Source organism: Streptomyces sp. NPDC004752, from assembly GCF_053601275.1.
In genome coordinates, this window is record NZ_JBSGBN010000025.1 from 41,443 (window position 1) to 66,227 (window position 24,785).

The 24,785-nt window shown below is 66.3% G+C and carries 21 protein-coding genes; 2 read left to right on the plus strand and 19 right to left on the minus strand.

Going from position 1 to position 24,785, the window contains the following annotated elements:
- Window positions 1-157: 157 nt before the first annotated feature.
- From ACWEKM_RS13320 to ACWEKM_RS13390, 15 genes are all read right to left on the minus strand, one after another.
- Window positions 158-1,486, minus strand: a complete 1,329-nt coding sequence (locus ACWEKM_RS13320; protein WP_451621288.1) for a lyase family protein — start codon at window positions 1,484-1,486, stop codon at window positions 158-160.
- Between the two features lie 29 nt (window positions 1,487-1,515).
- Window positions 1,516-2,529 (minus strand): DUF4432 family protein, encoded by a 1,014-nt coding sequence (locus tag ACWEKM_RS13325; RefSeq protein WP_451621289.1) that lies wholly within the window; start codon window positions 2,527-2,529, stop codon window positions 1,516-1,518.
- A gap of 92 nt (window positions 2,530-2,621) precedes the next feature.
- A complete protein-coding gene (locus tag ACWEKM_RS13330; protein ID WP_451621290.1) occupies window positions 2,622-5,162 on the minus strand; it encodes a hypothetical protein in 2,541 nt (846 codons plus the stop codon).
- Window positions 5,163-5,351: 189 nt separating this feature from the next.
- Window positions 5,352-6,080 (minus strand): SDR family NAD(P)-dependent oxidoreductase, encoded by a 729-nt coding sequence (locus tag ACWEKM_RS13335; protein ID WP_451621291.1) that lies wholly within the window; start codon window positions 6,078-6,080, stop codon window positions 5,352-5,354.
- A gap of 33 nt (window positions 6,081-6,113) precedes the next feature.
- Window positions 6,114-8,126 carry an alpha-ketoacid dehydrogenase subunit alpha/beta gene (locus ACWEKM_RS13340; RefSeq protein WP_451621292.1) on the minus strand — a complete coding sequence of 671 codons (2,013 nt, stop codon included), beginning with the start codon at window positions 8,124-8,126 and terminating at the stop codon, window positions 6,114-6,116.
- A gap of 154 nt (window positions 8,127-8,280) precedes the next feature.
- Window positions 8,281-9,129, minus strand: coding sequence for a cyclase family protein (locus tag ACWEKM_RS13345; protein ID WP_451621293.1), 849 nt, complete (start codon window positions 9,127-9,129; stop codon window positions 8,281-8,283).
- Window positions 9,130-9,134: 5 nt separating this feature from the next.
- Window positions 9,135-10,229, minus strand: a complete 1,095-nt coding sequence (locus ACWEKM_RS13350) for an enolase C-terminal domain-like protein (RefSeq protein WP_451621294.1) — start codon at window positions 10,227-10,229, stop codon at window positions 9,135-9,137.
- Between the two features lie 39 nt (window positions 10,230-10,268).
- Entirely contained in the window at window positions 10,269-11,072 is an 804-nt protein-coding gene (locus ACWEKM_RS13355; protein ID WP_451621295.1) for an amidohydrolase family protein, read from the minus strand.
- Window positions 11,069-11,830, minus strand: coding sequence for an amidohydrolase family protein (locus tag ACWEKM_RS13360; protein ID WP_451621296.1), 762 nt, complete (start codon window positions 11,828-11,830; stop codon window positions 11,069-11,071). Before ACWEKM_RS13360 ends, ACWEKM_RS13355 begins: the two co-directional genes overlap by 4 nt.
- A complete protein-coding gene (locus ACWEKM_RS13365; protein WP_451621297.1) occupies window positions 11,827-13,053 on the minus strand; it encodes a DegT/DnrJ/EryC1/StrS family aminotransferase in 1,227 nt (408 codons plus the stop codon). Before ACWEKM_RS13365 ends, ACWEKM_RS13360 begins: the two co-directional genes overlap by 4 nt.
- Window positions 13,050-13,997, minus strand: a complete 948-nt coding sequence (locus ACWEKM_RS13370; protein WP_451621298.1) for an aldo/keto reductase — start codon at window positions 13,995-13,997, stop codon at window positions 13,050-13,052. Before ACWEKM_RS13370 ends, ACWEKM_RS13365 begins: the two co-directional genes overlap by 4 nt.
- The gene (locus tag ACWEKM_RS13375; protein WP_451621299.1) at window positions 13,978-15,945 is read right to left on the minus strand and encodes a hypothetical protein; all 1,968 of its coding nucleotides are present in this window, start codon (window positions 15,943-15,945) and stop codon (window positions 13,978-13,980) included. Before ACWEKM_RS13375 ends, ACWEKM_RS13370 begins: the two co-directional genes overlap by 20 nt.
- Before the next feature lie 112 nt (window positions 15,946-16,057).
- Complete coding sequence (locus ACWEKM_RS13380; protein ID WP_451621300.1) at window positions 16,058-17,383, minus strand: ABC transporter substrate-binding protein; 1,326 nt, start codon at window positions 17,381-17,383, stop codon at window positions 16,058-16,060.
- 249 nt (window positions 17,384-17,632) lie between these two features.
- Window positions 17,633-18,544: a carbohydrate ABC transporter permease gene (locus tag ACWEKM_RS13385; RefSeq protein WP_451621301.1), complete on the minus strand. Its 912-nt coding sequence runs from the start codon at window positions 18,542-18,544 to the stop codon at window positions 17,633-17,635.
- A 34-nt stretch (window positions 18,545-18,578) separates the two neighbouring features.
- Entirely contained in the window at window positions 18,579-19,571 is a 993-nt protein-coding gene (locus ACWEKM_RS13390; RefSeq protein ID WP_451621302.1) for an ABC transporter permease, read from the minus strand.
- A gap of 642 nt (window positions 19,572-20,213) precedes the next feature.
- Here ACWEKM_RS13390 and ACWEKM_RS13395 point away from each other — a divergent pair.
- Window positions 20,214-21,017: a hypothetical protein gene (locus ACWEKM_RS13395; RefSeq protein ID WP_451621303.1), complete on the plus strand. Its 804-nt coding sequence runs from the start codon at window positions 20,214-20,216 to the stop codon at window positions 21,015-21,017.
- A 33-nt stretch (window positions 21,018-21,050) separates the two neighbouring features.
- Window positions 21,051-21,335, plus strand: coding sequence for a hypothetical protein (locus tag ACWEKM_RS13400; protein ID WP_451621304.1), 285 nt, complete (start codon window positions 21,051-21,053; stop codon window positions 21,333-21,335).
- Here the strand turns inward: ACWEKM_RS13400 and ACWEKM_RS13405 are convergent.
- From ACWEKM_RS13405 to ACWEKM_RS13420, 4 genes are all read right to left on the minus strand, one after another.
- Entirely contained in the window at window positions 21,316-21,645 is a 330-nt protein-coding gene (locus ACWEKM_RS13405) for a putative collagen-binding domain-containing protein (protein WP_451621305.1), read from the minus strand. The genes ACWEKM_RS13400 and ACWEKM_RS13405 overlap by 20 nt on opposite strands.
- Window positions 21,646-21,825: 180 nt before the next feature.
- The gene (locus ACWEKM_RS13410; RefSeq protein WP_451621306.1) at window positions 21,826-22,971 is read right to left on the minus strand and encodes a glycoside hydrolase family 99-like domain-containing protein; all 1,146 of its coding nucleotides are present in this window, start codon (window positions 22,969-22,971) and stop codon (window positions 21,826-21,828) included.
- Window positions 22,961-23,728: an ATP-binding cassette domain-containing protein gene (locus ACWEKM_RS13415; protein ID WP_451621307.1), complete on the minus strand. Its 768-nt coding sequence runs from the start codon at window positions 23,726-23,728 to the stop codon at window positions 22,961-22,963. The genes ACWEKM_RS13410 and ACWEKM_RS13415 overlap by 11 nt, the downstream gene beginning before the upstream one ends.
- Window positions 23,725-24,759: an ABC transporter permease gene (locus ACWEKM_RS13420; RefSeq protein WP_451621308.1), complete on the minus strand. Its 1,035-nt coding sequence runs from the start codon at window positions 24,757-24,759 to the stop codon at window positions 23,725-23,727. Before ACWEKM_RS13420 ends, ACWEKM_RS13415 begins: the two co-directional genes overlap by 4 nt.
- Window positions 24,760-24,785 lie beyond the last annotated feature (26 nt).

Sequence of the window (24,785 nt, forward strand, 5' to 3'; positions counted from 1 at the left end):
GGAACGGGCTTTCGACTACAACAGTCACCAGGGCGCGCTGGTCCTGCTGACCGGCTACCAGACTCCGGCCGCCATCCGACGCCGCGGCCGGGCCAGGCTGACGGCCTAACTCACCAACGAAACTCCTGTCGACGGAGGGTGCCGTCTGCGGCCGCGGTCAGCGGAGCTCCGTCGCGGACTCGACACCGCCGGCCGCCCAGGCGGACAGCGCCGCCGCGATGGTCTGCTCGGGAACGCCGATATAACTTCCGGGATCCAGCTCATCCACTGCGACCCACATCCCCTCGGGACACATCTGCCGCAGGGTCTGGACAAAGTCCTCGCCGTTCTCGCGCGTGCGCCGCGCCGCGTCGTAGACGAGTTCGTGCGCGCGGTCGCGACCCATCACAGGAGCGAGCCGCATCATGTACGCCTCGGCCATGACCAGCCCCGCGTCGGCCCGCAGGTTCTGACGCATCCGCTCCGGGAACACGCGCAGCCCTCGGGCGATCGAACCTGCGACCAGCAGACCGGAGCACGTCAGGGACACGAGCTGCGGCAACGCCTGCCACTCGACCTGCCACTCACCGGCCGACCGCTCATGCCCCGCCTCCATCGCGCGCAGCATCGCGACGCTGAGGGCTTCGGCACAGACCGCGAAGCCGATCACCGCTTCGGACTCGATGGGGTTGCGTTTTTGCGGCATCGTCGACGAGGCGCCCCGCAGGTAGCCGTCGGCCTCGGCCAGTTCGGCAATCTCCGTTCGCGACAGGTCGATGACCTCGCGAGCGAATCGCGCGGTCGTCGCTGCCATGGCCGCGCACGTCGACGCATACGCCGCGAGGCTGTCGCGGGCGACGTGCCAGGGGACGTCGACCGGACGCAGCCCGAGGCGGGCCGCGACGTTCTTGCGAAGCGCAGCAGCCGAGCCGCCGTAGGCGGCTGATGTGCCGCCGGCGCCGAAGAGTGAAAGGACGCTGACGTCGCGGCCTGCTGACATCAGCCTGGACCGGTGCCGGGTGATCTCGGCCAGATAGACGGCGAGTTTCGTTCCCAGGGTGGTGGGGACGGCCTGCTGGGCGTGAGTGCGTGCGGCGATCACCGTGGTCGCGTACCGCTGCGCGAGGGTCGCGATCTGGTCGCCGAGCTGCTGGAGCAGGGTTTCCAGCCGCGCGGTCGCCGCTGTCAGCTGCAGGGCGAGCCCGCTGTCCATGATGTCCTGCGTCGTGGCACCGAAGTGGACGCGTCCGCGGTGCTCCGGCGGCGTCGCGTTCTCGATCTGCCGGACCAGCGGCAGAATCGGGTAGCCGACCGTCTGGGCCTCCGTCCACAACAGCCCGAGGTCCATATGCTCGAAGCGTGCCGCGCTCGCGATGGCCGTTGCTGTCTCGGGCTCGATGAGCCCGAGTTCGGCCTGTGCGGCCGCGAGGCTGATCTCGACGTCGAGCCACGATTGCACCAGTCGGCGCTCGGAGAAGATCTGCTCCGCTTCGGCGTCGCCGAACAAGCGGACCAGCATCTCGAATCTGGGCCCGTTCACCGTGGTCCACCTGCCTCGACGAACTCGATCCGGCCGGACTCGACACCGGCGACCCGCCGGTCGTCGTGGAACAGCGTTGCTTCGAGGGTGGTGGCGATGGTCTGCCCAGGCGCGAGGAGCAGCGGCTCACCGGATTTGGCTGCCAACGCGTCGACCCCCTGGGCCGGTACGGATGTCGCCGGTTCGATGGCGAGTGTGTAGTGACGGCCGAAGAACGGGAACGCGGATGTCGCCCGGGCCTCGACCCAATACCACGCGTGGGGGAAGACGTCGGTATCCCAGCTCAGTGCCACGCCGAGGCGCAGTCTCGGGTTGGTGATGGCGAAGTATCCGCTTTCGAACTCTGACAGGTATGCCAGGTGGGCGGTGCCCGAGTCCGGTCCGGGTGCTTCGTCGAGGCGGAGTTGCCCGCCGTCCCTCGTCGTGGCCTTCGGCCATGGGTTCACCGACCCGGCGATGAGGACATTGCCGGGATTCTCGTCGTCGGCGACAACGGTCCGCGCACCTGCGGACAGCAGGCATCCCGCGTCGAGGAAGGGCGCGCCGAAGGCGGGGTGATGCACCCACATGACTTCGAGGGGCGCCGCGGCTTCGTTCTGCACCGATTCGGTCAGTCTGACAGTCGCTCCGGCTATCTCGAGCCGGCGTGTGACGAGCAGCGGAGCGCGCAGCAGCCGTACATACGCGTCAAGATGGGTATCGGCCTGGTCGGTGACGTTCCAGCGCAGTTGGCTTGCCTCACCGTGGAAACCCCATTCCGCGCCGCCGCGCCGTCCGGGCGCTCCGCCGTTGGGCAGCAGGACTTGCCATCCCCCGACATACTGCGCCAGCCAGGCTTCGGCCGAGTCGGGCGCATGGATGCCCGGCTGCAGATCGCTGAGCTGTACCCGGGTCTTGGCCAGGACGTCGACACCTGTCGTGAGGTCGCAGAGCTCGTGGATGTCACAGCCCTTGCCCGTCAGGACGGTCACCCGCACGTGCTCATTCTGAAGCGTCGCTGATGCGACCATGTTTCCTCTCAATGTGAGCGACGGGCGCCAAGGCAAGTGGCGCGGCAAGCTCCTTGCCTTGGCGTCCTGTTCGTACGTTCAGGAAGTGCGCATCACGTCGGGACGACGACGAGGCCGTCCACCGTCACATAGGTGCCGCCGGAGGTGCTGTCGTGCGCACCGTTGACGACGATCTTGATGGTGTGCGGCCCTGGGATCAGGCCACGCATGGTGTACACGGCGTTCTGTCGGACAGCGGTGGCCGTGTACAGATCGACGGTCCCGTCGAAGACTCCGTCGATGTAGACGTCGGCTTCGCCACGGTTGTTGGAGGTCGATGCCAGCCATGTGACCCCGGTGCCGTTGAACGAGTACTGACTGGAGTTTCCGCTGGTGTCCGCGTAGTGCTCGTCACCGAGGTAGTTGCCGCTGAGCCCCGTGTTGACGGACCAGCCGCCCCCGCTGTAGGTCATGAGGTCGTCGTTGACATAGTTGGAGGTGGCACCTATGCCGTCCACGACGATGTAGTTTCCACCCGAGTTGGGGTTCTTGCTGCTGGACACCACGATCTTGATGGTGTGCCGGCCGCTGGACAGCCCGCCCTTGTCGTATACGACGTTCTGCCTCACGGAGCCCGCCGTGTAGGCATCCACGGTCGCATCGAGTACGCCGTCGATGTAGACGTCGGCCTTACCTCTGTTGTTGGACGTGCTGGTCGCCCATTTGACCTCGGTACCGTTGAATGTGTACTGGACCGAGTCTCCGGGCGTATCGGTGTAGGTCTCGTCGCCGTTCATGTCACCCGCGACGGGGCCGGGGTTGTAGGCCCAACTGCCGGTGTAGGTCAGCTGGGAGTCGGAGTCGTTGGCCCAGGTATAGCCACCGTTCCCGTACGCCGAGGGGAAGTCCGGCAGCAGCCCGATATTCTTGTGGTCCACCAGGCTGTCGTTGTATCCGGTCCCCCAGCTCACGTTGCTCAGGGTCTCGTTGCTGTTCCCGTTGTTCAGGTACGCTCCGGTCTGCACGTTCTTCACGCTGATGTTGCGTGCGTTCCAGTAGTTGCTGGCGTTGTCGAAGTAGATCCCCCAGACCCCGATGTTGGGTTGTACGCCCGATGGAGCCGTTTCAGACAAGCCGGCGTTCGCGTTCCAGCGGGCGGTGTCGACCCGCGTCTGCTCGATGGTGTTGGCCTGGGCCTGGTACACACTTCCGAAGAAGTAGAAGGCTCCGCAGTCAGCCGTGTCTTCGCACGCTCCATAGAGATCGTTGTAGCCGAAGTAGTTGTTCGCGAAGTACTGCTGCGAAATCGGAATGTCGGGTACCGTGCCTCCGCCGATCAGCCACCGAGCGCCGTGGCTGATCTGGTTGTGGGACACCGTGTTCTTCCCGGTGAACAGCATGTAGATCCCCGCGGAGTACGACCCGTGCACACCCACGAATTCGATCTTGTTGTTCTCGATGACATGGCTGTTGTTGACGTCGGCGGTCGCCGGATCGCTCGGATCGTAACCGATCATGCTGATCCCGTTGACTCCGGACTGCTCGATCCAGTTCCCGTAGATCGTGTTGTTCTCATTGAACCGGTGCATGAAGATGCCGGTGAGGCCCGCGTTCCGCAGATGGCAGTCCTCGATGGTGATGTCCTGGGTGTTGGTCAGGTAGATCATCGCGTCCGGCGCACGGACCAGGTTGGTGCCGGGCGCAGGGTCCTGATCGACGAAGTCGGAGTAGTCCAGTGAAAGGCCCCGCAGCGCCACGTCGTGGACGAGCGACGTCTGCGACGACCCGACGAACCGGAAGATGTCCTTCACCGTCGGCGCGATGATCGTCTGGTCCTGGATCGACGTGCTGCGCGGGTAGTAGTAGAGGTACCCGCCGGCCTGGTCGAGGTAGTACTCCCCGGGTGCGTCCAGCAGCGACAAGTCGCCTTGGATGAAGTAGCGGCCGCCCGGCGTGAGGCCGTAGGGCGTGTTCTGCTCCAAGGTGATCAGGTGGTTCGCCGAGTCGACGCCGGCCAGGGGGATCAGGTTCTCGTCCCAGTTGTAGTACCCGCCGGAGAAGATCATCGCCTGCATGGTGGCGAGGTTCCATCCGGTCGGGTTCAGGTCACCGGTGTTGTACTTGAAGGTCGTGTTCGAGGTGTCGCTGTACGCGATGTTCTTGAGCCAAGGGCCCTGGCTCGTCGTGGTCTGCCCGTAACTGCTGCTGACGTTCGGCGTCCTGGCCTTGACTGCGCGCCGGCCGTTCTCGAACAGGTCGTTGAACGCCCACCCGGTTCCGACATTGGCCCGGTAGATGTTGCCCGAGTACTGCGTCCATCCCGTGACCGCCCGACCACCGAGGAAGACGGCGCTGCCGACCGGGCCGTAGTTCTCGTAACGGATCGTGTGGCCGTTCGTGCCCGAGTCCGACTGGTCGAAGGTGATCGGGGACGTGACCGTGTAGTTCCCGGGCATGATGTACACGATGATGTCGCCGGTCATGTTGCTGTTCACGGTGCGGACCACGCTTTGGGCGCCGGTCAGGCTACACGGGCTCGCCGATGAGCAGGTCGATCCCGATCCGGTCGGCGACACATAGTAGGTGGCCTGAACGCCGGCGTGCGCCGTACTGGCGGCGAACGGCGGCATGTTGGGAATCCAGAACAGCGCCATCGCCGATAGTGCAACGGCGATGACTCTTAACTTTCTTCTGCCGGCAGCAAGGCTGCCGCGCCACGCGATGACCACTGGTCTGTCCTTTCGACACATTCGACGACGAACTGCGTTCAGGAATGGGAAATTCATTGAGGTGAAATCACGACGACACAGCTTCGCTGGATGCCCATATCAGCTGCCCCCGCCTCACGTCCGCGCGTTCAGGCCGTACACGGTCCAGCCGCCGTCCACCACGAGCGTCGTCCCGGTGATCCACGCGGCCCTGTCGGAGAGCAGGAACGACACCGCGGCCGCGACATCGGCCGGTGTCCCCAGGCGCCCCATCGGCGTACGGGACACGAGCGTGGCCTCGTCGACGACACCATCGGCGATATTCCGATCGACCATCGCCGTGCGGACATAGCCCGGCGCGATCGCGTTCACCCGGAGCGACGGCGCCCACTCGACTGCGAGACTGCGCACAAGCCCCTCGACTCCGGCCTTCGCCGCGCTGTACGCGGCCCGGCCGGCAAAGCCCTGATGCCCGGCGATGGAGGAGATGGCGACCAAGGACGCCTCCCCTTCGGCGTAGCGCGCCGCGAGCCGCAAAGTCTCAAAGACCGCGTCGAGATCGACACCCAGGACCTCGTGCCAGAGCTCGGCCGGATATGTGCCGCTGTCGCCTGGCCGACTGATGCCGGCACAAGCCACCACGCCTTCCAGTCGGCCGTGCTGACAAGCGGCCCGCCCTGCACGGTCGAGCAGGTCCGCGTCCTGCACGTCGCCGTCGAGCAGGTGCAGGCGATCCGAGACGACCTCTGCTGCGAACCGCGAGGTGTCCAGGTCGACTGCTACCACGTGATGCCCCTCTTCGAGCAGCGCTTCGGCCACGGCACGTCCGATGCCGTCACCCGCGCCGGTCACCAATACGCTCATCTCATCCTTCGTATGTCAGGCAGTGACTGATCATCAGGGTTGGCGGGTGTGCAGCTCCGTGGCCGCCGACACGATCTGTTCCGTGTCCGGCAGCAGGGCCTCTTGCAACGTGGGAGCCGACGGCACCCGAACGTCCGGCAGGCCGATGCGCCGGACGGGCGCCCTCAACTTGTCGAAGTGATGCTCGGCCAGTCGGGCGCCGATCTCGGCCCCGAAGCCGCCGGTGAGATTGGCCTCGTGGACGATGAGGACCTTGCCGCTGCCGAGGTTGGCCGCGATCTGGTCCTCGTCGAGCGGGGTGAGCCAGCGCAGGTCGAGGACGGATGCGAAGATGCCCTGCTCAGCCAGCCGTTCCGCAGCGGCCAGACATGTCTGGGTCATCCGGCCCCATGTGATGACGAGCAAGTCCCCGCCGTGGCGGTGCACTCGGGCGCCGCCGACCGGCTCCACCGGGGCCTCGGTGTCGACGGGTGCGCTGAGCTGGTACAGCGCCCGCGACTCGATGATCACCACGGGGTCCAGGTCGGCGATGGCGGCGCGGATCATCGCGTAGGCGTCCTGAGGGTTCGACGGCATCCCGACCTTGATGCCGGGGATGTGTGCCAGCAGCGCCTCCATACTCTGCGAATGCTGGGCGCACGAGCCCGGCGTGATGCCCTGCTGCATGCGGATCACCATCGGGGCGGAGACGGTTCCGCGGGCGATGTATCGGACGTTTGCCGCCTGGTTGACGATCTGGTCGAGCGCGACGAACACGAAATCCGTCCACATGATCTCCACGACGGGTCGCAGACCCTGGACACTCGCCCCCACCGCGGCCCCGAGGATCGCGGACTCGGAGATGGGTGTATCGAACACCCGCTCGCCGAAGCGTTTGCGGAGGTTGCGGGTCACCCCGAACGTTCCGCCGGGGATCGCGATGTCCTCACCGAACAGCACGACCTCGGGGCGTTCGCTCAGCTCGGTGTCCAGCGCCCGGTTCACCGCCAGCCCATAGCGCAGGGCCTTGGCGTCGGGATTGAACGGCGTCGTGGCCGGCGCGTGCGCGGGAGCGTATACGTGATCTCGTGCACTGGCGGGGTCGGGCAGCGGACCCGCCAGGGCGAGCTGCTCGCGCCGCCGAAGGTCGGTTTCGACGTCGGCTTCCACCGATTCGAGCCTTGCAGCATCGACAGCGCCGTCGGCGAGCAGCTGGTCCCGAAGCCGGGCGATGGGGTCACGCTTGGCGTGGGTGGCGCGGTCGTCCGCGGTCCGGTAGTGCTCGACGTCGCCGTTGTAATGTCCGAGGATCCGCGGCACACGGACCTCCAGGAAGGACGGACCGCCGCCGGAGCGGGCGTGCTGGACTGCGGTCTGCGCGGCATGGAACACAGCCGCCACGTCGCTGCCGTCGACGATCTGTGTCGGCAGGCCATAGCCGGCGGCACGGTCGGCCAGCTGAGCGTTCGGTACCGTGTCGGTGATCGGCGTCATCTCCGACCACTGATTGTTCTCGCACACGAACACGACCGGCAGCCTGCGCGCGATGGCGAACACCAGGGCTTCGTGGGACGCGCCCTGATTCGTGGCGCCGTCGCCGAACGAGACGACCGCCACCGCGTTCTCGCCGGCCGCGTTCAGCGCCATCGCGACGCCGCCTGCGACGGGCAGTCCCGCCCCGACGATGCTGTTCTCGCCGATGAAGCCGTGCTCCGGCGAGCTGAGATACGGGGAACCGCTGCGGCCGCCGTTGGTACCGGTTTCCCGGCCCAGGCACTCGGCGAGCAGGGATTCGGCCGGTACTCCGAGGGCGAGCGCCCAGCCGTGGCCACGGTAGGTCGACAGGACCTTGTCCCGGTGGTCGAGGGCGGCTACGACGCCGACCGGGACGCTCTCCTGCCCTACACACACATGGACCGAGCCGCTGATCGCCTCTTCGCGCCGCAACGCGAGAATCCGTTCTTCGACCCGGCGGATCCGCAGCATCGCCCGGTACATCGCCTGCGCGTCAAGTCCGCGGACAACTTCGAACCCGGCTCTCGCCGCCGAGACGCTCACGTCAGTCATGTCTACGTTCTCCTTCGCTGAGGGGCATCGTTCACGTGGTCCGAAAGCCATCGGCCGGACACGTCACGTAGCGCTGGGCCGAGGGGAACGCCGCCGGCGGGGTGATCCAACGCCAGGCCGAGCGGCCGGGCTTGTCCATGGCTTGGACCGTCGCCTAGAGGAGTGCGAGCGGATTGACCGGGGATCCGCTGCCACCGATGATCGGCAGCGGTGCCGTGATCAGCATGAACTCGTAGGTGTTTCGCTCCTGACAGACGTCCGCCAGCTCGTCGAGCTTCGCTCCGTCGATGACTGCCATGCCGAACCGCCATATCACCGAGTGCACGGGCAGCGTCCTGGGCTGTCCGTCGGCGCGCGTGACCTCGTTCTGGTCCCAGAGCAGAGCAGTGCACTCTCGTGCGCTCAGGAAGTCCACGCACGACGGATCGAGACCCGGAGCGCTGTGCCCGGGGCGACCGGCGGCAACCCATTCTTCACGTCCGCAATAGACCGCCACCGCATCGCCGACTGTGACGTCCACCTGCTGCTTGCGCGCGATCTCGGCCAGCTCGTTCCCGGTCACCGGCGCGCTGGATTCCACAAAGTCGACGCCGCGGTGCCGGACGACGTCCAGGAGAACGCCCCGCGTGACGATGCCCTCGCGCCAGGCGTTGATGGCCCCCCAGGACAATCCGTCGGCTTGGATCATGCTGTCGGGGTCTCTGCCGCCCCACATCCCGCCGGAGTCCCAGATGTGTCCGAGGGAGTCGATGTGCGTGATCTCGTCGCCGTGATATTCGAGCTGAAGGCACTCCGTCACCGCGCCGAGAAACCCGTCGTCCATCTCAATACGCCGCAGCGACTCATGCCCGTTTGTCACGTCACCCAGCTTCAGGGGGCGCGCGAGCGAAACGACGCGGCCCTGTTTGACGAGCCCCGCGGCTCTTCGACGTCGCCCGTCGGTGATGTAGTTGAGTGCACCGACTTCGTCGTCGGCACCCCAACGTCCCCAGTTCTGGCTCAAGCTCCTCACCTTTCGTCCACGTAGGGCTGCAACTCGGAGGGGTAGTCGAGTCCCCGGGGCAGCGCTATGCCGACGGATCGCGGCGCGTGCACCATGCCTTCGCTGTCCACCTCGGGCGGCCGGACGACCTCCAGGCTTGTCACCAGAGACTCGAAGTAGGTGGTGTTGGGAATCGCCATGCACAGATGACGGCTCGCCATGCCTCCGCCGTGAACTTCCGCCCGCACCCGGAACGCATCGGCAAGGTGCGCCGTACGCATGGCGCCGGTGAACCCCCCTCGGAGCTCCGCGCTCGTTCGGACACCGAACGTCGCGGAGCCGGCCACGATGAAGTCGGCGGAGTTCATGTGCGCACCGTCGGAGGTTTCGGCCACCAACAGCGGCACGCCGACGGATCTGGCGAGTTGCTTGTACGCTGACACGCTGAATTCGCGCATCGGCTCCTCGTACCAGAGGTATCCGGCGTCGGCCAGTACCCGGCCGAGATGGACGGCGTCAGGCAGATCGAAACCGGCCGAACCGTCGTACATCAGCGGAACGGAGTCACCGACGTGGCTGCGCAATTTCTGACACAGTTCCGCATCCGCCTGCGCATCCCCCCAGGCGTGCAGCTTGATCGCGGTGAAGCCGAGTTCCAAGGACTGCGTCGCCACATCGAGATACTCCGAGACCGAGCCGAACGTCGAAGTCGACGCGTAGGCCGGAATGCTCTCCCGGAACCCGCCGATCACCTGCCAGGTGGGCAGCTGGGAGAAACGGCCGGCGAGATCCCACAGTGCCGTGTCGACAACACCGAGCAGGGGCAGCGGCAACTCCTCGATGCGGTCCAGCTCCCAGATCTCGTGCCACAGGAGTTCCCGCTGCAGCGGATCCTTGCCGACGAGAAGATCCCGCAGGAGGCGATCGACCAAGTCCTGCAGCACCACGCCCGAGCCCGGTCGGCCGGTGATGGCAACGCCCTCGACGCCGGCGTCCGTGCCCACCCGCAGCACACCTACCGTGCTGTCAGGCGGGCTCCCGAGTAGTCCCCGGCGCCAGGAGAATGGTGGAGACACCGCCGGCACGAGTATCTGAAAGCATTCGACATGGGTAATACGCAACGCCCACTCCTCGTACAGCTGATGGCGCGGTCGGCGCCCTTAGATTTCCTTCTTGTGGCTCAGCAACCGGGTGATCGTGCCGCCGAGTACCGCGGCGGCATCGGCGTCCGAGAGTTTCGCGAACAGCACGCGGCCGAGGCCGACCCGCAGGTCGAGATAGGGAAAGTCCGAGCCGAACACGACCTGGTCGGCACCGACCTCGTCGACCATGTGCTGCAGATACCTGCCATGCCCCCGAGAACTGCAGATCTCGAGGATGACGTTCGGATACCGCGCGGCAACGGCGATCGCCTCGTCGTAGCCGACAGGCATTCCGCCCGAGTGCCCGGCGAGGAGGGTGACCTGCGGGTGCCGGTCGGCGATGTCGCCGACCATCGGCAGATCGTTGTACGCCGAACCAGCCCATGTATGGGTGAGTACGGGGGCTCCGGCTGCTGCCGCGAACTCCCAGACGGCGCTGTAGCGCGAGCCGGTCAGCGGGTAGGCGTGCTGGTCCGGGTGGATCTTGATGCCGCAGAAGCGAGCGTCGTCGGCCCATCGCTCGATCTCGGCGACCGGGTCCTGCCACGGGTTGACCGTGATGTAGCCGCGAAACCTGCCCGGATATTGCGCGACGGCCGCGGCCGTCACCTCGTTTCCGGCCCGGGTGTCGAGCTGGACGGCCAGATGCGCGGAAATCAGGGCGGTTGAGACGCCGCATCTGTCCATCACGCGGACCATCGATGCCGGGTCGGGGTCGGGGATGAAGAACAGGCTGAACGGCCCCGTGTGCGCGTGTGCGTCGATGATCTGAATGCCGTGCGGGGCGCGTCGGGCCCACACCGTCTCAGTCGTCTGGTTCATGGCCGACCCCATCTCTCGCCGAGGAGCACCCGTGCATTGCCCTGCCCGATCGCGGAGACCTCGTCGTCGTCGAGCTCGGACAGCAGCAGGCGGGTGACGGCCTCTGCCGGGTCGTGCTCCGGCCCTCCGGTTCCGAACACGAGTCGGGTCGGGCCGAAGTGTTTCACCAGCCACTCCAGGCCGCCGTGCGTCACCAGGTTCGCCAGATCGAGGCTGATGTTCGGATGCCGTGACAGTGCTCCGGCCTGTCGTCGTAGGCTGCGATAGCCCGGATTGCAGACGACCACGGACAGCCGGGGGCGTCGGCCCGCGACGGTTTCGATCGCACGGAGGTCGACCTGCGCGGCATCGACCAGCAGCGGCAAGCCCGCATCGGCCAGGGCATCCAGCAGTGGCGCAGCGTCTGGACCGGCGAGGTCGTATCCATGAGCGGCCGGATACGCCCGGACCGCCACGACGCCGCTGTCGTCCGCGGCGCGCACGAAGTCGGCGGGCGCTGCGATTTCGCCGCATGTGTCGGGAAGCATCACCCAGCACGGGTGCAGCCGCGGGCTCTGCGAGGTCTCATCGAGAATCCACCGGTTGCCCGTGGCAGGGTCGTGGAGCCAGGAAGCGGTATGGCTCACGACCGCGGCCGCGATCCCGACCCGGTCCATCTCCGCCACCAGCTCGCTGACGCTGCCGTCGCCGACGTCGCGCTCGGGATGGCGGCCGATGAGCGCGTTGACATCGAGGAGGTCCGGATGGCTCCCGCTCATGGTCGGCCGTCGTGTTCTGTGTGTCCGAGCGCGGCTTGGATCTTCGCGAAGGCGTCCGTGATGTCGGCCAGATCCGACTCGTCGGCGAGCAGCACATTCTGCGGGAGCCAGACGGTGAGGGGGCAGACCGCTTCCGCGACCGGGCAGTCCTGGGTGGAGGCGTCCAGGGAAATGGAGAGTGCTTCGTCGCGGATCGCCCGATCCCTGTGCAGGAGCGGGTACCCGGCTGAGGCCGGAATCCCTTCAGCTCGAAGCATCTCGCTCAAGGAATCTGTCGTCATGCCGCCGAACACGGCAGGTTCGAAGCGGATCATCGCCAGGTATCGCCCGTGCGAGGTCGTGGAGTCCGGGTCCGGCAGTATCCAGGCGCCCGGGACCTTCTCACTGAAGAGGGCGGCGAGGTGGTGCGTGGCGCGGGTCCGGCGCGCGTTGGATTCGTCGAGTCGCTCCAGTTGTTCGATCAGCAGCGCGCTCTGGAACTCGGTCAGTCGCAGGTTCCAGCCCACGTGCGGGTGCTCGTACCAGCCGCCGCCTCGGCGGCGGCCGACGTTCGTCACCGACCAGGCTGCCTCGTACAGTTCTTCGTCGTCGGTGACGATGATCCCGCCTTCTCCGGCGGTCATGTTCTTGCTCGACTGGAAACTGAAAACGGCCAGGTCTCCGAGCGAACCCGCGGGCTGGTCGCGGAGGCCGGCACCGAGGGCCTGGGCGGCATCCTCGATGATCTTGACGTGTGGGGGGATCACGGCGCGGATCGCATCGACGTCCGCGACGGCTCCAGCCAGGTGTACGGGCATGACTGCCGACGTCTTCGGCGTCACGCGCTGCGCGATCGATTCCGGGCTGATGAGCATCGAGTCACTGTCGATGTCCGCGAACACCGGCACCGCACCGGCCAACAGCACCGCGGTCGCCGTCGCCACGAAGGTGTACGGCGGGATGATGACTTCGTCTCCGCGCCGCACGCCGGCGGCCCGCAAGGCCGCGAACAGTCCGAGGGTCGCGTTGGCGACGGTGACGCCGAAGCGCGCGCCGTGGCGCTCGGCGAATCGGCGGGCGAACTCCACTCCTCGGGTTCCGTCACGGGAACCCCAGACGCCCGACTCGAGCACTCCCAGGAGTGCTGCGCGTTCACCTTCGGTCGGCGCCGGCGGCCATTGTGGGAAGGGCTTCGTTCGCACCCGCTCGCCACCGTGCAGGGCCAGGGTTGGAAGTTTTTTCATCTCCACGCTCCATCCGCATCCAGCGCGTCGAGTTCGTCCCACAGCTCTCGTGGAATCTGCATGCCCGTCATGTCCAAGTCGTCTGTCAACTCGGCGTCCGAGACGACGCCGACGAGGGTCGAAACGACGGCGGGGTGTCGACCGGGAAATTGGAGGGCCCCGGCTCGCAGCGGGACGCCATGGCGGTCGCACAAGCTCTTCATCAGCGCTACCCGGGCCATGATCACATCGTCGGGTTGCCGGTAGTCGTAGGTGCTCGAAGCCTTGCCGGTGGCGAGTACCCCGGAGTTGAACACGCCTGCCGCGACCACTGACACCCCGCGGTCCTGGCACGCGGGCAGCAGTTCCTGTGTCGCGGAGCGATCGAGAAGGGTGTACCGCCCAGCGAGCAGCACCAGGTCGATGTCGGTCTCCCGCACGAAGCGCGTCGCCAGCTCGGTCTGGTTGATTCCGACACCGATGGCGCGCACGACACCCTGCCGCCTGAGATCGTCCAACGTGGCATAGGCGGTACCGAGGGCTTCGGTGGCGTAATAGTCCGGATCGTGGATGTACACGATGTCGACGTAGTCGGTCTTCAGCCGTTCGAGGCTGGCATCGAGCGAGGCCAACACGCCGTCGCGCGAGAAGTCCTGTGTGATCGACACCTTGTCGTCGCCGACCACATACCCGACCTTGGTCGACACGACGACGCCCGAGCGGTCGTTCGAAGCCAGAGCGGCACCGAGCCGACTCTCCGAATCACCACAACAGTAGAGCGGTGCGGTATCGAAGTACCGCACGCCTCTTTCCAGAGCCGTGCGGACGATCGCAGCCACCTGCGCCTCCGCGTCGTCGCCGCTGATGGCCCCGAACAACGCAGTACCGACGCCCAGTCGGCCGCCGACCGAACCGGGATCTTCCCGGGCGGGGAACACCGGACTCTCAGGCGCCTTGCGGATCATCGTCCACCCCACAGTCCGCAAACAATGGCTCGATCAGAATGATCTCCCGATGGGTGGCCAAGTAGACCGTGTTGTCCTGGGTGAAGCACCGGTCGACGTCGGTGCCCTCGTAGAGAGTTGCCACGAGGCGACCGTCGCGCATGTCCCACAGGTCGAACCGGCCGCCCGTGGCGCGGATGAACATTCCCGGTCGGGAGGTCGCGATGAAGTCACCACTGCCCTCGGGCAGCGGCGACATGTCACTGACACCAGGCATCGCCGGCGCTGCCGCGGAGAAGGTGAACCACCGCTTCTGCCCAAGCCCGAGATGGGCTACGCAGAGGTAGCTGTCATCGCTGATCCGACCCACCAGCGAGACCTCGTCGGCCGGGCCGTCGAGGTCGTAACGCTCGATCGGCAGCATGGACTCGGGGTCGACGCGCACGATCGCGGGTCGTTCCAGAGCGCGGGGCGCGCTCATGTTGTCGCCGTCGATGGACGTCCCGGCCAGCAGGGACGACGTTCCCGCATCCCACAGCAGGGTCCGTATGGCCAACCCGGGCAGCGGATCGTCGCGGTAGCCGGCCCGGCCGGTCGCGGTGTCGTATCGGGTCAGCGTGCAGCCGAGTTGGCCGTACGAGTGGCTGCAGGCGAAGAAGAGGCGTGTTCCGTCGTCGGTCCCGGCCGTGGGCCGCATCCCGTTCGGCGTCGCCGCAACGACGCGCGGGTTCTCCGGAAAGGCGGCGCGTTCGTCAGGCGAGTATGCGGTCAGTACGCCACCGACGTAGGCCGCGAAGTAGATCTTGCCGCCGATCGACCAGCTGAGTTTCACCTCCCCGGCGCCGGGCGCGGCTCTGCCCAGGTCCGCGCTGGTGCCGTCACTCAGCCTCAGTTCCCAGAAGCGCTGGGTGATGAACGGGGCACCGAGAAGACGGTCGTGGTCGACCCGTCGGAGGTGGTACACGAGACCGCCGGCGTCGGTCGGCAACCGGAGCGTCATCTCCAACGCGCCGGACCAGCCGTCGAATTGGAAGAAGTCACCGTAGATGTTGACGGCGACGATCTTGCCGTTGTCGGACAGCACGATGCCTTCGCCGGCGAGATCAGGGATCGAGCAGACCTGGCTGATCTCGCCGGTCTTGATGTTCCATCGTGCCACTTCGGCGTGGCTTCCGTCCGACCGGACGCCCCAGGCGGTCTCGTCGATCCTGCCGAACCAGGTCATGTCGATCTGGGGATCGGGGCCATCGACGATCTTCCTCTGCTTTGGGTCGTACCACCCCCAGCCCGGGAGGAACATCCGGCCCTGGCCGTCGTCGATGAGGCGATCGAGACCTTGGAAATGCGACCAGTCAAGGACGGGCGGTTCCTGCCTCTGCAGAGCGAGTGCCTCAACGGAGTCGGTGGCAGGGTCCCATCGCAGCAGGGTCAGCCCCGGCGATCCCACGGCAATGGTGTAGGTGCCATCGCCGTTGGCGAAGCTGGCCTTCGTGTAGTGATCCGGCGTCACGTCGGTGTGGATCGCCGCCGTGACGCCGTTGCGATAGTCGAAGGAAAGACTCGACCGTGCACCGGACCCCAGCGCCGCGGCGTAGAGCTTGCCCGATACGGGATCGCACGCCATGCCTTTGAAGACCAGGCCAGGCGGCGCTCCCGTCTCATACACGTCAACTGCGCCGCTGCTGAGGGTCAAACGCACGACCCGCGACAGGTCGCCGCAGAGCATCAGGGTGTCATCGTCCACCTGTGCCGCACTGTAGAACCCGCTGTGGGGCGGCTCAAAGCGGTAGACGCGTGCGTTGCCGTGCTCGTCAACCAGCGCGCCGGTGGATCCCGAGGCAGCGTTCCACGTCGAGATCCAGTACCGCCGCGGCACGCCGTCGCCGTGCGCAAGCGCGAGCAGGGGCGTGTTGATGAACGGGTCCCGGGTGCGGGGAATCGGGAGGCGGCGCACGGCACGCTCCGGCACCGCCGAGCGAGATACGTCTCTGGGACGCCCCGACGAGTCGGCGCTGGATGTCGCGTGTGATGATGGCATCATCTGGTGTCCTGTCTTGGCCCTACAAGGATCCGGTGCGGCGCTACTTGGCGCTGTGCCAGGCGTCGATCTGCTTCTGCAGTTCGGAGAGAACCTTGCTCATACCGGCGTTCTTGAGCCGGCCCACGAACTCGGGAATCCCGCTCGACGGGTCGACCTGGCCCAAAGAGTTGGGGATCCGGTATTCGGTGACGACCGACGTCAGGTTCGCCACCTCTCTCTTGATCGAGGTCGTGTCCGGGCTGAAGCCGAGTGCGCCGGAACGCTTCGCACTCTCATTCAGCTTCTGGTCGGTCTGCCAGAGCCCCGACTTCGCCTGGGCCGCCGAGCGGTAGTAGGCGTTGAACTGGTTGCCGAACTGCCAGTCGCTGTTGGGGTTGTAGCCGTCTTTCGCCGCCGTGACGCCGGGCGGGAGCCCGACGACCCCGCGCTTCTTGTCGGTGAAGACGTAGTGCTTTCCTTCTATGCCGAAACAGATGAGGTTGTAGAAGTCCTTGTCCGTGTTCAGACGTTCCAGAAACGCGACGGCGTGCTCCGGTGCCCTGGTGTCCCGGTTCACCGCCGAGAGTGTGCCCAGGACGCTGCTCGTGGTCAGCAGCGGGGCGGTCAGTGACTTGCCCACGGTCGGGAAGGCCGGTAGGCCGTTGCCGTTGACCTGGGCGAGTTCGATGAGGGTCTGGCCGTTCGACCAGGATGCGCCGGCGTCCGTCGGCGACGGTGGGTTCTTGGCCATGTAGCCCGCGGTGTACCACTTGCGCATCAGCGTGCACGCCGTCCGGAACTCGTCGGTGTCGAACACGTTGATGAGCGTCAGGTTCGGGTCGTCGGGTCGAACGGCGACGCCGAACGTGCCGCCGACGAGGTCGAAGTAGTTCGCGCCGTAGGCCCAGGCGCTGCCACTTCCGACGTTGTCGGTGTAGAGGACGGTCTTGCCTGGCTCACCAGCCTTGATATCGGCGAGGTAGGGTTCGAGATCCTCGTAGGTCTTGATGGACGCCGGGTCGAGATGGTACTTGTCGGCGATGTCCTTACGCGCGAGGAACCCGTAGGTCATGGGCCAGAGTTGCACGTTGGGTACGCCGTAGATCTTGCCCTTGACCCTGGTCGCGTCCCAGATGTCCTTCGGCAGACTCGCCCACAGCTTCGGGGCGTATTTGGGCAGCAGGTCGTCCAGCGCCAGATAGTTCCCGGCAGCGGCGTTGGTGTAGTAACTGTTCACCCAGGAGGCGGTGAAGACGACGTCGCCGGCGCCGCCCGAGGAGAACTCCAAGGGCATGCGCTGGGTGAAGGTGTTGAGGTCGAGGGGCTCCAGATGCACCGAGAACTTCTCTCCGGCCCCCTCCAGGTATGTGTTGAGCGCCTTTTCCACCGCAGGGGCGTCAGGCAGCGACTGCGTCGAGAAGAACTGATACCGCACGTTCGACCCGCCGCCGGTACCTCCGCCGGAGCTCGAGCAACCGCTCAGCCCACCGCCTATGGCCAGACCGGCAGCCACCGCCGCCGATCTTCGCAGAAGACCTCGCCTTGACAGTTCTGCACTCACCGTTCCTCCTGGTCGGTTGACGTTCGCGGCGGACATTCCGCCGTGTCGCATGCCTCGTTGCACGTCCGGGCCGGGTCAGCCGCGGACGCCTCCTACCGTGATTCCACGAACGAAATAACGTTGAAGAAACAAGAACGCGCCGATGATCGGACCGATCGCGAGCACAGCCACCGCCATGCGCAACGATTGGACCGGCACCGAGGACGCTTGGGACAGTTGCTGGTTGGCAGAGATGGCATCCACGTTCGAGAGAATGCGGTACAGCCACAGCTGAACCGGATTCAGCTTGTCGTCATTGATGTACAGAAGGCCCAGCCACCAGTCGTTCCAGTAGGTCAGCATGGTGAACATGCCGATGGTGGCCAATGCCGGCCCGGACAGCGGTACCACTACCCGGAAGAAGGTTCGCAGTTCACCGGCGCCGTCGATTCTGGCGGCGTCGATGACATCACGAGGAATCCCACGGAAGTAGGTCCTCAGCAGGAGCACGCTCCAAGGGACGACCGCGTAGGGGAGGATCAGTGCGAACAGCGTGTTCTGAAGGTGCAAGTACCGGGTCATGAGGATGTACTGCGGCACCAACCCACCGGTGAACAGCATCGTGAACAACACGTAGAACGACAGGCTGCGGTGGGCGAAGAAGTCCTTCCTGGACAGAGCGTATGCCAGCATGCTCATGACGAGCATCGACAACGCGGTGCCGGCGCAGGTCACGAGGATCGACACTGCGTATGCCTCGACCAGCCGTGACGGATCGTGCATCACGTAGCGATATGCCTCGACGGTGAATCCCCGCGGGATCAGACCGTAGCCGTGTGCGGAGATGCCCGCCTCGGACGAGAACGAGGACGAGAGCACGACGACCAAGGGAGCCAGGAAGGCCAGCGCGCACAGCAGCAACCCGAAGTGCAGGACCAGTCGGCCGGGGGTTATTCTCGGCGCGCGAAGCGCCCCTGTCGGCCGGTCGGTTCCGCCCGGAAGGTGCACAGTAAGTTTCCGCCGCATGTCAGCTCCAACTCCGCTAGTACAGCGCATTCTCAGGACTCCGGCGTCGCACCAGCCAGTTCGCCAGGACCACGAGGATGAACCCGACCACGCACTGGTAAACGCCCGCGGCCGACGCCATGCCGATATCACCGAACTGGGTCAGCGAACGGTAGACGTAGGTGTCGATCACGTCGGTGCGCGGATACAGCAGAGTGCTGTTGTTGGTGACCAGATAGAAGAGCCCGAAGTCCGCGCGGAAGATGTTGCCGATCGACAGCAGAACTTGGACGACGATCAGTGGCGCGAGCATGGGCAGAATGACGTTGTACATCTGCCGCCACTTCGACGCCCCGTCGATCTGGGCCGCCTCGAGGACCTGGGGGTCGATCGCGAGGATACCCGCCGTGTAGACGATGACCCAGAAGCCCACCGTCTTCCAGACCGCGACGATCGTCAGAATCACCGGCCAGTAACCGGGTGTGGCATACCAGTTGTGCTGCCCCATGTGCAGTGCGCCGAGGCCGTGATTCACCAGGCCCTTGTCCGGGTCGAGGAACGCCATCGCGAAGTAGCTGACGATGACGTAGGAGAAGAAGTACGGAAGGAAGAGAACTGACTGGTAGAAGCGCGTCAGCCATTTCCACCGGTCCCGGAGCTCGTTCAGCATGAGCGCGAGCGCCAGCGCCGTGACGAGGGTCGCCACGATGAACAGCGAGTTCATGAAGACCGTGTTGAACGTGATCCGCCAGGCGTCGCCGCTGCGGAACAGGAAGTCGAGGTTGTGCAGCCCTGTCCATTGACTGCCGAACACTCCCTGGGCGGGCCGATAGTCGACGAAGGCGATGTAGATGCCGGCCATCGGCAGGTACTGGAACACCAAGAGCGCCAGGAGTGCCGGGAAGGCCATGAGCAGCAGCGACACGTTGTGGCCGCGCCAGCGGCGTCGCTTTCGCGGGTTCTGCGCCAACCGGCCGACGGCCTCTCCCCCGTCCTGCGGCGTCCCGCCTGCCCCGTCGTCGCCGCGCATTGACGCGAGGGGGCCTCGACCGGGACCTGAACTCTCCTCGTCGGGCTTCGAGGCGGAGTATCTGGTGTCGATCGACCGTGTCATCTCTCACCTCGAATCTCAGACGGACAGCAGAGCATCGCTTTGGGCGTCGTTTCCCTGGCCGTGTCGAGGCGGCCTGTTGCACGTTCCACGGCAATGCGAACCAAGCGCCTGCCCATCACAACTCCTAGAAAAATGTGTGCTGTACCCACGCCGGCCTGGGCGGTACATCGCTTGACTGCACCGGTCATACGGCCGACGTCTCGGCGTACCGGTATGCCTATACCCAGCCGGTCGCAGAGGTCTGGATGAACGGCACTGCATCAGTTCCGGACTGAGTAGATGTTTGGTAGTTATTTGGCTGGAAGATGCTGTACACTCGCTGGAAACTCCGAGGTAAGACTCCGCCCCCCAGCATCTGTTGTCAAGAGTCCACGACAAAACTCAACGGTCCACAGCACACCAGGTCCTGCGGCGGCACGTCGCCGATAACTACCAGACGTAACCAATGGGTTCGAAATAACTACTAGTCTTCCTCTCCGGGCCGATGAAGGAAGCGGCAGGTGGCGTCACCCTGGAGACCTGAAGCACCCACACATGGAATGAGGGGGTCTGCCGCACATGCCCGAGTCGAAGCTGCCAACGGCGTTCTACCAGCAGTTCGATGCCGACCTGTCGATCGAAGTCCCGGCACAGGCGTATGGGGGGTGGCAGAAGGCCGATCTGCCTCTTGACCTGGACCACACCGCGCTGGTGGTCATGCATGCCTGGGACGTCGGCACACCTGCGCAAAAGCCGGGCTGGTTCCGGGCGGTGGAGTACCTCCCTCGCTCGTACACCATTGCCGAGAACGTGTTCCCGCCGCTACTCGAAGCGGCACGCCGGGCCAAGCTGACGGTGCTTCATGTTGTCGGGGGGTCCGACTACTACTCGCATCTGCCGGGATACTCGGCGCACAGCGCGAATCCCCCCGAGGACCGGGATCCTCGCGCCACACCGGACCACACCTATGAAGAGTTGGTCAGATTCCGCAGGGAGCGGGTCTTCCCCGGCACGAGCAATCAACCCGACATCGACACCGGGCAGGATTTCAGCCCTTACGCACGGCCCCAGCACGACGAACGGATCGCAGCCAGCTCAGCCGAACTCGCCGCCCTGTGTGAAGCCGCCGGCATCAATCACCTCGTCTACGTCGGCTTCGCACTCAACGTCTGCCTGCTGTCTTCGGCCGGAGGCATGGTGGACATGACGCGGCTCGGCTACATCTGCTCGACTGTCCGGGGCGCGACGACCGCCGTGGAGAACAAGGAAACGGCGCGGGATCAGCTCAACCTCGCCAGCGCGTACTGGCGCGTCGCGGTACTGCACGGATTCGTCTACGAGCTGGACGACTTCGTTGCCTTCCTGGACAGCAACGTCCGATAGGCGAGCGACTCATGCGACGGCTACGGCTTCGATGTGCTCGTCCAACCACGCCAGGACCCCATCGACCTGGCGGGCATCGAAGTCGTGGCCGACGCCATCGAGGACTACATGCCGCAGCTGGTCCGAAGCGCCGGCGCTGGCGTATGCAGGGGCGCTGCCGTCGACGCACTCGGCGGTTCGCTGCGGGGTGCACAGGGTGTCACGGCTGCCGAAGGTGACCAGGATTTGAGGACCTGCTCACATCGCCCGGGCCAGGAGCGCGCGGCGCCGGGCAGGGACGCCGTGGCCCTCGCCCTGGTTACTGGGCTGACCTGGTAACGAGCAGCGCCCAGTCATCGGCGGCGGTGGGCTCGGGCGGGAGTTGCGCGGTGCCCTGGGCGTCGGCGATGTCGACCGAGCCGGCGGGTGTGTACTCGCCGGTCCGGGGGTCGAACCACTCCAGGGTGTAGGCGCCGCGCGTCAGGCCCGTGCGCTTTCCGGTGCAGGGCTTGCCTCCGTCGAGGCGGTGCGGGTAGTACACGACGGTGCTCGAGCGTCGGGGGTGGTGGGCGCGAACGCGAGTTGCGGATCGGTGGGCGCGTTGCCCGCCCAGGTGATGGCGGTCGGAGCTGGTGCGAGCCGCCACCACGGGAGTGCGGTGAAGAAGAACCTCAGATGGCCCATCTGCGCGGCGCCGGGCAGGGAGAGCCCCTCGGTCCAGGGAGTGCTGCCGAAGTTCTCTCTGTGAATCGATTCACATGCGGTGCAGATACACCGTTGCAGGCACACCTCCGCCGTACCGGGTGCGGCACGGGGTGTCGAGGGTTGATCAGGTGCGAGACGCGGACCGGGTACTGCGCTCGCGCGTGATCTGGGCGAGGGTGTCGAGGTAAGCGGTGCCGAAGCGGTCGTCGGGTTCGAGGTAGCTGTCCTCGGTCCACTCGTTCCACGCGTTGATCAGCACGGCCGGTGCTCCGGCGCGCTCGGCGACCTCGATCGCCTCGCGCAGGGCGGTGCCGAAGATCTCAGGGGAACGGTCGGTGGTGATACCGGTGTACGGGTAGCTGTGGTCCCGGTCATGGAGCCAGGGTTCCGTGCGCGGGCTCGGGTCCCAGCCCACTGTGACGTTGGGCAGGTAGGGAACCGGCTCCTGGCGCAGGTAGTGCGGCCAGGACATCGCGGCCTTGGCCGCGACGTGCGCGTACGGCGTGGCCGGGAAGCGGTCGAAGCCGTGGTCGTCGTGGTGCCACCACGTGTAGTGGGTGGTGCTGTCCGCGCCGAGCGCAGTGAGGAGGTCCAGCCGGTCGTCGACGAACCGTGACGAGACGAGGTTCAGGTGGAGGTCGACTCCTGCGGCAGCGGCCCGGTCCCGGAAGCCGTCCAGCAGGGCGCGGGTGGCCGCCACTCCCCCTTGGGCCTGGAGCAGGTCCGGGAGGTCGTAGACGGAAAAGTAGACACGACCGTCGATGCGCCAGTACGCCGGGTGGGTCAGATAGCGGTCGATGACGTGCTGTGTGGCCCGTTCGAAGGCGTACGTACTGGTAGGGGCGTGGAACCACGTGGGTGGGGTGGCGCTTGGACCGCCGTTCGCGGCCGGCGCGGTCGCCGGGTACAGGTGGAGCCAGGGGTGGTTGGCCCACATGAGCGCGAACCGGAAGTCGCCGTTGTCCAGCGCCGGAACCAGCGCCTCGTCCAAGAACCGGTTCAGGTACGGCCCGTCGTCGTACCAGTACCAGTCGAGGACGAAGCCGTCGAGCCCGGCGGCTCGCGCCGCCTCGACCTTGCGGCGGCCGACGGCCGGGTCCGCCTCGTCGGCAGCACCCCACATGGGGCTGCGCGGCCAGTGGTGGCCGGGAAAGTGCGGCCCGGCTGCGCGGAGCACCTCCCACTCGGTCCATTCGCTGCGTACGAGGAGGTCGTTGCGCCGGTCGGCGTGGTACTGCGGGAAGTAGTAGGCAAGCAGGTCAGTCGGCATCGGTTGCTCCGCCGTGGACGATGAGACGGACCACTTCATCGACCGAGGAGTCGGCGGTGTGCCGGATTCCGGCGACCCTCCCCAGCCGCAGCACCATGATCCGGTCTGCGGTTCTCCACACCTGCTGGAGGTTGTGGCTGACGACGATGACGCTCGTTCCCCGGTCGCGCAGATCCCGGATCAGTGTGAGTACCCGCTCGGACTCCTGTACTCCGAGAGCTGCCGTGGGCTCGTCCATGATCACGATGTGAGCGCCCTGAAGCAGGACGCGGGCGATGGCGACCGTCTGGCGCTGGCCGCCCGAGAGCAGGCTGACCGGGACTCGGACGCTGGGAAGCCGGAAGGTGAAGTCACGCAGGACCTCCTCCGACTTGGCAATCATCGTCTTGCGGTCGACGAAGGGGCCGCGGCGGGGCTCTCGGCCCAGGAACAGGTTCGAGGCGACGTCCCGGGTGTCCACCAGCGCCAGGTCCTGATAGACGGTGGCGATGCCGGCTTCCGACGCGTCGAGCGGGCCTTTGAAGCGCCGCTTGACGCCGTCCACCTCGATCGAGCCCCCGGGATCGGGGTCGTAGGCGCCGGAGAGGAGCTTGATCAGTGTCGACTTGCCGGCGCCGTTGTCGCCGACGACGGCCAGTACTTCGCCCCTTTTGAGGTCGAACGAGACCCCGGTGAGGGCGCTGACATGGCCGAAGCTCTTACTGAGGTCGCTGGTGCGCAACACCGTGGTGGACTGGCCGTCGGCTGCGGTCGTCATCGGCGGCTCCTCCTCTCTGCGATCGCACCGAGCACGACGGCAAGCACGAACACCAGCCCGCGGACGAGCTTTTGGGTGTAGGAGTCGACGTCAAGGAGAGTGAGGCCGTTGTTGAGTACGCCGATCAGCAGCACACCGGCCAGCGTTCGCTGAATACGTCCGGCGCCGCCGCCCAGGCCGATGCCGCCCAGGAGTACCGCCGCCAGGACGTCGAACTCCGCTCCCTGGCCGAAGGTCGGTCCGCCCGAACCGGCGCGCCCGGTGCTGATGATGCCGGTGATGCCGGCCAGGACCGCGCACAGGACGAGCACCGCGACGTAGAGCGGACGCACCCGGATACCCGTGCGCTGAGCCGCGGTCTCGTTTCCGCCGGTGGCGTAGATGTGGTAGCCGAACCGTGTGTAGGTCAGGACCACGTACAGCGCCGCGTACAGCACGATCATGACGATGAGGGGGGCCGGGAGCCCGAGCGGCCGGGCGTTGACCGCGCCCTGCAGGGTGGTGTCGGTGACCACGACGTTCTCCCCGCCGGTGAGCTGCAGCGACAGCCCGTACACGGCAACGCTCACCGCGAGCGTGGCGATGATCGAGTTGAGGCCGATCCCGACGACGAGGGTGGCGTTCACGGCGCCGACGGCGAATCCGACGAGCAGACCCACGGCGAGGGAGGCCCAGATGCCCAGCCCCCAGGTCTGGAGGGCGGTCGCGGTCATGACCGAGGTGAGTCCCTGCGTCGCGCCGATCGTCAGATCGAGCTGACCCGCGATCAGGGCGACCGTCATGCCGGCCGCGAGGATGCCGGTGACGGCGATCGCCTGGCCGATGTTCAGCAGGTTCCGCTCGGTGAGAAAGAACTCGGAACTCACCGAGAAGTAGCTCACCAGGGCGAGTAGCGCCAGGTAGATCCCGAGGTCCAGGGCGAGGGCGGCCCAGGGGCGGCGCCGTTGCTCAGATTCCGCTGACTTCGCCGTGCCGCCCCCATCCCCGGCTGCGGGGGGCGCCAGCCCCGCGTTCTTCTGTGTCGTTGTCATCCCTGTCCCTTCGGGATCCGCGCGCC